At 62.4% G+C, this 10920-nt stretch carries 7 protein-coding genes and 2 rRNA genes; 5 read left to right on the top strand and 4 right to left on the bottom strand.

Annotated features, from left to right (window positions below; genetic code table 11):
* The first annotated feature begins 5 nt into the window (after positions 1 to 5).
* Together OJA40_RS07050 and OJA40_RS07055 are read left to right on the top strand one after the other, a co-directional pair.
* Complete coding sequence (locus tag OJA40_RS07050) at positions 6 to 1145, top strand: DUF2914 domain-containing protein (protein ID WP_263810212.1); 1140 nt, start codon at positions 6 to 8, stop codon at positions 1143 to 1145.
* Between the two features lie 184 nt (positions 1146 to 1329).
* Positions 1330 to 2094 (top strand): SDR family NAD(P)-dependent oxidoreductase, encoded by a 765-nt coding sequence (locus tag OJA40_RS07055; RefSeq protein ID WP_208426173.1) that lies wholly within the window; start codon positions 1330 to 1332, stop codon positions 2092 to 2094.
* 47 nt (positions 2095 to 2141) lie between these two features.
* On the opposite strand, the gene OJA40_RS07060 is transcribed toward OJA40_RS07055, so the two are convergent.
* A complete protein-coding gene (locus OJA40_RS07060; RefSeq protein WP_263810213.1) occupies positions 2142 to 2933 on the bottom strand; it encodes an alpha/beta fold hydrolase in 792 nt (263 codons plus the stop codon).
* 235 nt (positions 2934 to 3168) lie between these two features.
* Here OJA40_RS07060 and OJA40_RS07065 point away from each other — a divergent pair, with 235 nt between their 5' ends.
* The 3 genes from OJA40_RS07065 (at position 3169) to OJA40_RS07075 (ending at position 5634) form a co-directional block, all read left to right on the top strand.
* Complete coding sequence (locus OJA40_RS07065) at positions 3169 to 3687, top strand: polyhydroxyalkanoate synthesis regulator DNA-binding domain-containing protein (RefSeq protein ID WP_208426171.1); 519 nt, start codon at positions 3169 to 3171, stop codon at positions 3685 to 3687.
* Positions 3688 to 3731: 44 nt separating this feature from the next.
* Positions 3732 to 4157, top strand: coding sequence for a phasin family protein (locus OJA40_RS07070; RefSeq protein WP_208426170.1), 426 nt, complete (start codon positions 3732 to 3734; stop codon positions 4155 to 4157).
* A 178-nt stretch (positions 4158 to 4335) separates the two neighbouring features.
* Positions 4336 to 5634: a patatin-like phospholipase family protein gene (locus OJA40_RS07075; protein ID WP_208426169.1), complete on the top strand. Its 1299-nt coding sequence runs from the start codon at positions 4336 to 4338 to the stop codon at positions 5632 to 5634.
* Between the two features lie 7 nt (positions 5635 to 5641).
* Here OJA40_RS07075 and OJA40_RS07080 read toward each other — a convergent pair whose 3' ends face one another.
* From OJA40_RS07080 to OJA40_RS07090, 3 genes are all read right to left on the bottom strand, one after another.
* Positions 5642 to 7231 carry an ABC1 kinase family protein gene (locus OJA40_RS07080; protein ID WP_263810214.1) on the bottom strand — a complete coding sequence of 530 codons (1590 nt, stop codon included), beginning with the start codon at positions 7229 to 7231 and terminating at the stop codon, positions 5642 to 5644.
* A gap of 433 nt (positions 7232 to 7664) precedes the next feature.
* Positions 7665 to 7776: ribosomal RNA gene (gene rrf / locus OJA40_RS07085) — 5S ribosomal RNA — on the bottom strand.
* A gap of 123 nt (positions 7777 to 7899) precedes the next feature.
* Positions 7900 to 10842, bottom strand: a 23S ribosomal RNA gene (locus OJA40_RS07090).
* Positions 10843 to 10920: the final 78 nt, after the last annotated feature.

A 10920-nucleotide genomic window follows, 5' to 3' on the forward strand; every position in this document is an offset into this window, starting at 1 on the left:
TCGGAATGGGTTCGTTGGGCCGCCTGGTGCAGGGCCTCGCTCGGCGCCCTCACTATCGCCTCGTCCGGCGGCTGTATCACCGCCACGAGACGCTCGCTCCGCTTCTCCTCTTCTTTGGCGGCGTCACCTGGGACGCCCTCACCCTCCAGCGTGTCGGCGCCCTGCTCGACAACGTTATCCTCGGGGGGTACCTGTTGCTGCTCGGGGGCGCGATCGCACTCACTCTTCTCGACCGGCACGGCCGCCCGCTCCCCCCATCGCTTCGGGCGCTCAGTACGTGGTCCGTCGGTGCGATTCAGTTCCTAACCGGCGGACTGTTTAGCGCCTACGTGATCTACTATACGCGGAGCGCCTCCCTCACCACGGCGTCTCTGTTCCTGCTCGTGCTGGTGGGACTCCTCCTCGTCAACGAGTGGGTCGGGAGCCGCCACCAGAGCGGGCACCTGCTCATCGGGCTCTACTTCCTGGCCGTCTTCTGCTACCTCACATTCCTCCTGCCCGTCGTCCTGGGAACGATGGGCTTCTGGGTGTTTCTGACGAGCGGCATCCTGAGTGTCGGTGTGGCTACGGGACTGCTGCTTGTGCTTCGCCTGCAGGGGGTCTTCGTCCGCCTCCGGTCTTTTTTGGGCGCCCTGTGCGTGATCGCCCTTCTCTTCGGCGGGCTCACCACCTTCTACGTCCAGCACTGGATTCCGCCGGTGCCGCTCGCCCTCGAGCATATTGGGGTGTACCACGACGCCGACCGGGCGGGGGACGCCTTCGTGCTTCGTCAAGAACGTGCCTCCCGGGCCTGGTTCTGGACGGGGAATGGAGATGCCCCCTTCCACTACGCCCCCACAGACACGGTGCACTGCTTCACGGCCCTCTACGCCCCGACTGCCTTCCAGGCGGACGTCACCCATCGCTGGCAGCGCTACGTGCCCTCGCGCGACGCCTGGGTGGATACCGACCGCATTGCGTATCAGGTGGTGGGCGGGCGGCGCAGTGGCTACCGGGGCGTCACCTACAAGCGGCACGTCTCTCCGGGACGATGGCGCGTCACCGTCGAAACGCCCGACGGGCGTCCGATCGGCCGCATTCGCTTCGACGTCGTCCGGGCCGACTCGACGTACGACCCCGACTACGCGACCCGGTACTATCGATAGAAGCCCCTCCGACTCCGGATCGCCACGCTCCTCCCTGTGTGCTTTCCTTCAGCGGCGAGCCGTGACGCGTGAGCCGTGAAGCGTGACCGGTGGAGTGGGACAGCCTCACGCATCACGCTCCACGCATCACGGTTCATTCCTCCCCGCTCTTTTCACTGCACTCCGCCTGACGATCAATTCCACCGTGACCCTCGACCTCACCGACCAAACGATTCTCGTCACCGGCGCGAGCCGCGGCATCGGGCGGGCCGCCGCCGAGGCCCTCGCCGACACCGGGGCCACCGTGGCCGTGCACTACGGCCGGAGTGAAGACGCGGCGGCGGAGGTCGTAGCAGCCTGCGGCCGCGGCGCCCGCGCGTTCCAGGCCGACCTCTCGGCCCTGGAGGCGACGGACGCTCTGATCGAGCGCGTGGTCGACGCCTACGGACGGCTCGACGCCCTGGTGCTCAACGCCGGCGTGGCCGTGCCGACCCCCCTGGACGATGACACCCCGTCCTGGGGCGACGCGTGGGCCGAGACGATGCACGTCAACCTACGGGCCCCCGAGCTGCTGTGCCGGCATGCCCTGGATCACTTCCGATCCCGGTCGCCGTCCGGGGGGCGCATCATCAGCGTGGCCTCGCGGGCCGCGTTTCGGGGCGACACGCCCGACTACATGACGTACGCCGCCTCCAAGGCCGGGTTGGTTGCGCTCACGCGCTCCATCGCCCGCGAATTTGGGGCGGACGGGGTCAAGGCCTTCACGCTCGCCCCCGGCTTCACGCGCACCGACATGGCGCAGGACTTCATCGACGAGTACGGGGAGGCCCACGCGACGAGCGACCTTGCGCTCAACGAGCTCACCGAGCCCGCCGACGTGGCCTCGGTCGTCGTGTTTCTCGCCAGCGGCCACGCGGACCACGCCACCGGCACTACCGTCGACGTCAACGCCGGAAGTTACGTGCATTGATCCGTGCATGCCCCCGCAACAGTCGCGAGTGGCCGGGGCAGTCTCGTCTACCGCCCTTCAACTCGCCTCAGGAAGTCGTCCACAACTGCGTTGAACGCCTCTGGGCGCTCGACCGGCAGCGCGTGCCGGGCATCGTGCACGACGGCAAGCTCGGCCCGGGGCATCTGTGCCCTCATTTGTCTCTTTTCTGCCACCGGGGTGTAGTCCTCGTCCGAGGACACGAGCAGCGTGGGCGTGTCGATGCGGTGGAGGCGGTCCGCCACGCTCCACTGCATGATCGCATCCATCGACCAGAGATAGGCCTGCTTGTCGGTTCCGGCCCAGCGTTCGACGAGCGTGCGCCGGAGGGCCCCCTGATCCGGCTTCACAAACAGCTGGCGGGCGAGCAGCCGCCCAACCCGCCGCATGCCGAGGGCCTGCACCGCCAGCCGGCGCGAGACGTAAAACCATACGTCGCGCCACGAGTGGAGCCGCATGTCGGCCACGCTGTTGACGACGACAAGACTGCGGAGAAGCCGCGGGGCACTCGCAGCCAACTCAAGGGCGACCATGCCCCCCATGGACAGGCCCACCACGTGCGCCGGTCCGTGCGCATGCTTGCGCAAGAGCACAGCCACCTCCCTCGCAAACTGCGCAATGGAATACGGGCCTTCGCCCCGCTCGGAGCGCCCGTGCCCCCGGAGGTCGACCCGAAGCACACGGTAGCGCTTGGCGAAGTCCTCGACCTGCGCGGCCCAGTCGCGGCTGCTCGACCCCAGGCCGTGCACGAAGAGGAGGGGGGCGCCCCGCCCCCGCTCGGTGTAGTGCAGACGCGTGTCGTCGACGGTGTCGTAGGGCATATGGAACGCGGGCATCACCGGGAGACCAAGAAGACGACGGCTCTGGGGCGCAGTTCGTTTCTCCTCAGCGCTCCCGCCCTCCCGAACGCTCCAGACCCCGCCGGCTCCCAGCTACAGCTTCCTGATTTGCCCTACTGGCCCGTCGTGACGCCCCCGGATCAATTTATAACGCACTGCGTCAAAACGGATGAACACAATTGATGCATCGTGTTACGAAGGCTCTGCTGCCCTGGTTATGGCTCGACGGATCAAGCGCTACGACAACCGAAAGCTGTACGACACCGAAACGAGCGAGTACGTGTCGTTGAGCGACATCGCCGCGCTCGTACGGCAAGGCAACACCGTCGAGGTCGTGGATAAGGCGACCGGTGAAGACATTACAGCCCAGACGCTCACCCAGATCATCCTGGAAGAGGGAAGGAACGGCGCCCCCGTCATCCCGCCGGACCTGCTCCACACGTTGCTGCGTCGCAGTGGCGAGGCCCTCGACATGGGACTCGACCAGATCCGATCGACGGTCGACGGCCTGGTGGAACGCTCGGTGGGGCAACTGAAACGGCTCGTTCAGAGCCCCCGAAGGCGAGACCTCGACGCCCTCCGACGACAGCTGCGCCACCTGGAGCAGCGACTATCCGCTTTGCTGGACGACCTCGACGCCCCGTCCGCCTCGGATTCAGACGCCCAACGACATCCCCAAGAGGCTTCCGGGGAGACGCCCACCGCCGAGCCCGTTCAGCCGCCCTCTCGGGACTGACTCTCCTTTCCGCATGCTTCGTTCACAACCCATTTTCCCACGCCATGACGACTGAACCCGACGCCCCCGACTCCGAAAACCTACAGGATGAACTTACCGAGCGCGGCCGCGAGGTGTGGCTGGCTGGCCTTGGGGCCCTAGCTACGGTCGAAGAGGAAGGCACGAAGCTCTTCAATCGCCTCGTGGACCGGGGACAGGACTTTGAGGAGGAGCGCCAGGCCAAGATTGAAGAGGCGACCGAGAAGGTCCGCGAGCAGAGCGACGAGGCCCTCGCCCAACTCGAAGAGGCCGGGGAGGAAACGCAGTCGATGCTCGCCGACTCTGTAAAGGCCGCCCTGGAGCGCTTCGGCGTTCCCACCCAGACGGAAGTCGACGACCTGGCAGAAAAAGTAGACCACCTGTCCAGACAGGTCGAGGCGCTTGCCGACCGCCTCGGGGAGGCGGAAGAGCCTTCCTCGGACGAATCGTAGATCTTCTCACCGCCTGGCCTCGAATTTGCTCCTCTGGGGACGAGGCGCCCTCCAAGACGGAGGGCGCCTTTTCCCTCGCAGAGCCCCCCAGAACGTGTCCGACGAGGCACGTCCGGAACCGCTTTTGTGGACGACGAATACGGCGGACCGAACCGTTTCTCACTACCCGCCCTACTCGATGCCCTCCTCTCCCACCGGCTCCAGCACGCTTGGCCTCGCCTGTGCGGGTGGGGTCGTTGAGGGAGCCCTCTACGAGATTGGGGCGCTGTGTGCCCTCGACGAGGCGATTGAGGGACGTCGTCTACACGATTTAGACATCTACGTGGGCGTCAGCTCGGGCAGCTTGATCGGGAGCATGCTGGCCAGCAGCGTCTCTGCACGCGAACTCAGTCGAGCCGTCGTTTCGGAATCGTCCGACTCGAGCCTCAACCTGGAGCCGGAGGTGCTCTTCCGGCCGGCCGTGGGCGAATACGCGGGTCGACTGGGGCGCCTGCCCGGGGCCTTCTTTTCGTCTCTTCGGCACTACCTCCTCAATCCGGGCGACCTGTCTTTGCTCGGGCTTCTCGCGACGTTTGGGGCCCTGGTGCCCACGGGCCTCTTCACCAATGCCTCGCTGGAGCGCTTTCTTGCCGAGGCCCTCTCTGCCAGCGGCCGCACCAACGACTTTCGCCGGTTGAAGCGGAAGCTGTACGTCGTGGCCATGAACCTCGACTCCGCCGACGTTACGGTCTTCGGCGAGCCCGGGCACGACCATGTCCCCATCTCATCGGCCATCCAGGCGTCCACCGCACTTCCGGGCCTGTACACCCCGGTCGAGATCGACGGCCAGCACTACATTGACGGGGTGGCACGCCGCACCGTGCACGCGAGTGTGGGGCTCGATGCCGGCGCCGACCTCCTCTTTTGCATCAACCCCATCGTGCCGATCAACGTCCAGCTCAAGCAACACGCCGAGCGGTTGCTCGATCGTCAAACGAACGGCCACGGCCCGTCCCTCGCCGATCGGGGCCTGCCGACCGTGCTGTCCCAGACATTTCGCGCCATCGTCGACTCTCGCAAGCAGACCGGCTTCAAGAAGTACGCGCATACCCATCCCGACGCGGACATCATTCTCATTGAGCCAGAGTGCGACGACACGCACCTGTTCTTCTCCAACATCTTCAGCTTCAAGAATCGGCACGACATCTGCGAGCACGCCTACCAGGCTACGCGCCGTCACCTGCGTTCTCGTGCGGAGGTGCTCCAGCCCATCCTAGAGCGCCACGGCCTGTGGCTGCGCCGGGACGTGCTCGACGCCCCCCACTCCCTCTACGACACCTCCCCTTCCGCCCGGGACCACGAGTCGCAGCGCCCCGCATCTTCGATGGCGGAGGTGCTCCGCGCGACCAGCGACACCCTCGATCGCCTCGACGGTCTGCTGGACCGTCTGCACAATCACGCGGAGCGGGCCAATCGGTCTGTCCCGAGCCAAACGTAAGCTCGACCTACCGCGCCCACACCGCCAGGCCCGCCCCAATCACAAATAGGGGGATTGACAGCCACAGCGGCCCGCCCTGCACCACGGAAATCACCCCTCCGACGATGCAGGCCCCGGCAATGACGCTGCTCCGGACCCCGGACAGGGGATCACTCGGGGGCTGATCGGTCAACGACTCTTCGAGCTGCGCCGCCCCAGACGTCAGCAGCTGGGGGAGCTTCAGGGCCACATCCACCAGCTCGGGGGCGTTGCTCAGCAGCTCCGACCCTAGCGTCAAGGGGTTGAACCGCTCGCGGAAGATCCGCTGCACGTGGCGCCGCGAGACCGCCACCACGTCGAGGTCTGGATCCAGGGTCCGGCCCACGCCCTCGAAGGTGACGAGGGCCTTCACCATCAGCGTCATCTCCACCGGGAAGAAGATGCGGTACCGCCCCCCCAGGCTCAGCGACTGCAGGATGACCTGTGCGAGGCTGATCGAGCCCTGCTTGCTCCGCATCAGAAAGTGGCGGGCCATGTCCGAGACGGCCCGCCGAAATCCCTGCGGGTCGCCGCCCTCTCCCACTCGCGCCATGTCGAGAAGGTAGCGGGCCGCATTTTCCACGTCCCCCCGCACCAGGGCGTAGTAGTAGTACAGCATGCGCCGCCGGATGTCGGCCCGGAAGCGCCCGACCATCCCGAGGTCAATGAATCCAATTTGGAGGTCCTCGGGCCGATCGCCGGGCAGAATCTTCAGGTTGCCCGCGTGCAGATCGGCGTGGAAGAACCCGTCTTTGTACAGCATCCGGATGACCGCAGAGGCGCCGAGGTCGATTACACGCTGCCGCTCGGCCTCACTCAGCTCGCGCACGGCCTGGGGGCCGGGCCGGATGCCGCCCAGGTACTCCATCGTAAGCACGTCGCTCGTGCTCAATTCACGATGGACATCGGGGAAAACCACCCCTGGAACGTCCTGAAAGTTCGCGGCGAAGATTTCAGCATGATCGGCCTCGTAGTCGAAGTCAATTTCGCGCTTCGTGTAGGCCCCAAACTCTTCGATGATCTGTGTCGGCTGGTAGCGCGGCAGCAGCCACTGCAGAAACACCCCGAAAAACTCTAGAAGCTTCAGGTCGGACGTCACGACGTCCCGGATGCCCGGCTTAATCACCTTCACGACAACGTCTTTCCCATCGTGTGTCGTGGCCCGGTGCACCTGTGCGATGGACGCGGCGGCCAGCGGCTCCGGATCGATCGATCGGAAGAGGGACTCCACGGGATCCTCCAGTTCCCGCTCAATAATTGCCTTCACCTGCGCGAAGGGAATGGGCGGCAGGTGGTCCATCAGGCTGTCGAGCTCCTCCGTAATCACCTCCGGAAGCAAATCCTCCCGGATGGCCATGATCTGCCCCAGCTTGGTAAACGTGGGCCCGAGGATTTCCAGTCGGCGCCGCAGTTGCTCCGGGAAGGGACGATTCCGGAGGTCGCTACGGACGAAGGGCTTCAGGATGCCCGCTAGCATGCGCTTTCCCAGCGACCGCATGCCCGTCTTCTGTACGCGCGGCAGGGAGTCGACGTACGCGATGTGCCCCCCCATCAGCAGGCCGGCTACGTGTCGCCACACCGTAAAGAATCGGCGGACCGCCCCTCGGTAGGGCGCCAGGGGATCAAAGTCCGTAAACGGTGAGGACTGAGGGGGGCCGTTTGACGATGAGGGGGAGCTTGGATTCTCGGAACCGGGCGCCCTGCTTGCCGACGACTCCTCACGGTTCGGGCCCCCCGACTGGGCCACGGCAGGCGTCTCTTCTCCGCTCGGGGCTGTCGGTTGAGATGAAGGGCCCGAAGGGGAGCCGTTGGGACGGTCCATGCCAAAGATCTAACTCGTGAAGAGAAGAGCCCGCCTCAAAACACGCAGGGCTTCTGCTACACAGCACGTAACGGGGACACTCGAAAATGGTTGGTGGCCGGACGTGACAGGACCGACAGTCCTCACTGACTGATAGCCCCAAATAAAAAAGGGACGCCGCTGCAACTGCAACGGCGTCCCTAGAAGGGAATCCTGGCAACGTCCTACTCTACCGGCCAACGGCCAGTACCATCGGCGCTGCGGGACTTAACTTCTCTGTTCGAAATGAGAAGAGGTGTTGCCCCCGCGCTATAGCCACCAGGAAACTCGGTGCTGGTGTTTTCACCAGCGAATGTCTGACATAATGGTAGATTTCAACACACTCCCGAAGCGAATCGGGATGCAAGCGATGCGTTGTGCCCCCATGATGGCATGTGCAAAATAGGGGTGTTAAGCCTTATGGGTAATTAGTACGGCTCGGCTGAACGTATTGCTACGCTTACACCTGCCGCCTATCCACGTCCTCGTCTCGAACGACCCATTGGGAAGACCCAGTCTTGCGGAGGGCTTGGCGCTTAGATGCTTTCAGCGCTTATCCCTTCCGGACATAGCTACCCAGCGATGCGCCTGACGGCACAACTGGCACACTAGCGGTCCGTCCACTTCGGTCCTCTCGTACTAGAAGCAGCTCCGCTCAAGTCTTCGACGCCCTCAGTAGATAGGGACCGACCTGTCTCACGACGGTCTGAACCCAGCTCGCGTGCCGCTTTAATGGGCGAACAGCCCAACCCTTGGGACCTTCTCCAGCCCCAGGATGCGACGAGCCGACATCGAGGTGCCAAACCTCCGCGTCGATATGAACTCTTGGCGGAGATAAGCCTGTTATCCCTGGCGTACCTTTTATTCTTTGAGCGACGACCCTTCCATTCAGAGTCGCCGGATCACTAAGTCCTGCTTTCGCACCTGCTCGACTAGTATGTCTCGCAGTTAAGCACCCTTTTGCCTTTATACTCAACGCATGATTACCGACCATGCTGAGGGTACCTTTGAAATCCTCCGTTACTGTTTTGGAGGAGACCGCCCCAGTCAAACTACCCGCCTGACAATGTCCCTCGACCGGATCACGGTCGCAGGTTAGACATCAATCAGAACAAGAGCGGTATTTCAGGGATGGCTCCACTGCGCCTAGCGACGCAGCTTCCATGCCTCCCGCCTATTCTGCACATGTTCTGACTAATGGCAATGCCAAGGTGTAGTAAAGGTGCACAGGGTCTTTCCGTCCCACTGAGGGTAGCCGGCGTCTTCACCGGCACCACAATTTCACCGAGCTCGCGGTCGAGACAGCGCTCAGATCGTTGCACCATTCGTGCAGGTCGGAACTTACCCGACAAGGAATTTCGCTACCTTAGGACCGTTATAGTTACGGCCGCCGTTTACTGGGGCTTCAGTTGCGAGCTTCATGCCCAGAGGGCATTAACACGCTCCATTGACCTTCCAGCACCGGGCAGGTGTCAACCCCTATACGTCGTCTTGCGACTTAGCAGAGGTCTGTGTTTTTGTTAAACAGTCGTCTGAGCCTGGTCACTGCGACCCTTCTCCATTTTTGAGCGGAAAAGGGCGCCCCTTCTTCCGAAGTTACGGGGCTAGATTGCCGAATTCCTTGACCACGATTCACTCGAGCGCCTGAGGATACTCTCCTCGCCTACCTGTGTCGGTTTATGATACGGGCTCCCGAAGCAACGGCCGACGGTTTTCTCGGTGGTATGCTCGGGGGCTCTATGAGTTTGCCTGTCGGCTCCCTCTACTATCGCGGTTCGGCCTTTGGAATGGAGCAGCGGATTTGCCTACCGCTCCGGCCTACTTGCTTCAACGTGCTTTCGTCAGCACGCGGCCCTTACGCTACCACGTCACGTCGGACGTTAGCGCTGTTGGGAGGTACGGGAATATTGACCCGTTTTCCATCGCCTACGCCTTTCGGCCTCAGCTTAGGTCCCGACTAACCCTGTTCCGATTAGCGTTGAACAGGAACTCTTAGGCTTGCGGCGAACACGTTTCCCACGTGTTTTATCGTTACTCATGCCTACATTTTCTTTTCCAGCCGCTCCACTGTGCCTCGCAACACAGCTTCTGTGCAACTAGAATGCTCTCCTACCAATCGCCCAAAGGACGATTTCGAAGCTTCGGCGTCAGACTTGATGCCCGGGAATCTTCGGCGCCAGACCGCTCGACCAGTGAGCTATTACGCACTCTTTTAATGAATGGCTGCTTCTAAGCCAACATCCTGGTTGTCTAAGCAGTCCGACCTCCTTCGTCCAACTTAGTCTGAACTTAGGGGCCTTAGCTGTCGATCTGGGTTGTTTCCCTCTCGGACATGGAGCTTATCCCCCATGCCCTCACTGTCATGAAACGTGTACCGGCATTTGGAGTTTGTCAGGGTTTGGTACCCGGTGAAGGGCCCTAGCCCAATCAGTGCTCTACCTCCAGCACACTTTAACATAACGCTGCACCTAAATGCATTTCGGAGAGAACGAGCTATTTCCGAGTTTGATTGGCCTTTCACCCCTACCCACAACTTATCCGGCAGTTTTGCAACACTGGTCGGTTCGGTCTTCCACGCGGTCTTACCCGCGCTTCAACCTAGTAATGGGTAGCTCACTCGGTTTCGCGTCTGCCCCCACTGACTCGACGCCCTATTCGGACTTGCTTTCGCTGCGGGTACGGCCCTGAAGGCCTTAGCCTGGCCAGTGAGGAGCAACTCGTAGGCTCATTAAGCAAAAGGCACGCCGTCACACCGACCCAAAGGGCCCGTGCTCCGACTGGTTGTCAGCTCGTGGTTTCAGGTGCTTTTCGCTCGCCGATTAGGCGTTCTTTTCACCTTTCCCTTACGGTACTGGTCCACTATCGGTCATGGGCGAGTATTTAGCCTTGCCAGATGGTGCTGGCCGCTTCCCACAGGATTTCTCCGGTCCCGTGGTACTCAGGGGCTCCCGCGAAACCTAGTTGTCTTACGCCTACGGGACTTTCACCCTCTTTGGTACTGCTTTCCAGTCAGTTTCGACTTCGACGCGTAGGTTTCGGTGCGGGCCCTACAACCCTGACGCAGCCGAAACCACGTCAGTTTAGGCTTGTCCCCCTTCGCTCGTCACTACTGAGGGAATCCCAATTGGTCTTTGTTCCTCCGGCTACTGAGATATTTCAGTTGGCCGGGTTGGCTCTTACTACCTATGTATTGAGTAGCAAGTGACAGGCGTTGCCTGCCAGGTTTCCCCATTCGGAAATCTACGGATCAACGCTTATTTGCAGCTTCCCGTAGCTTATCGCAGCTTATCACGCCCTTCGTCGCCTGCCCATACCAAGGCATTCACCATGAGCCTTATCAATGCTTAACACCCACTATTTTGCACATCCCACAACGGAGAACCTTCTCCACTCGGACCTGCGCAAAAGGAGCAGGTGAAACACACCGC

It is taken from the genome of Salinibacter pepae, from assembly GCF_947077775.1.
Lineage (GTDB): Bacteria > Bacteroidota > Rhodothermia > Rhodothermales > Salinibacteraceae > Salinibacter > Salinibacter pepae.

Excerpts from the sequence above, each read along its gene's own strand:
- OJA40_RS07050 (WP_263810212.1), top strand. The coding sequence starts at position 6 with ATGGGTTCGTTGGGCCGCCTGGTGCAGGGCCTCGCTCGGCGCCCTCAC.
- OJA40_RS07060 (WP_263810213.1), bottom strand. The coding sequence starts at position 2,933 with ATGCCCTACGACACCGTCGACGACACGCGTCTGCACTACACCGAGCGG.
- OJA40_RS07065 (WP_208426171.1), top strand. The coding sequence starts at position 3,169 with ATGGCTCGACGGATCAAGCGCTACGACAACCGAAAGCTGTACGACACC.
- OJA40_RS07070 (WP_208426170.1), top strand. The coding sequence starts at position 3,732 with ATGACGACTGAACCCGACGCCCCCGACTCCGAAAACCTACAGGATGAA.
- OJA40_RS07075 (WP_208426169.1), top strand. The coding sequence starts at position 4,336 with ATGCCCTCCTCTCCCACCGGCTCCAGCACGCTTGGCCTCGCCTGTGCG.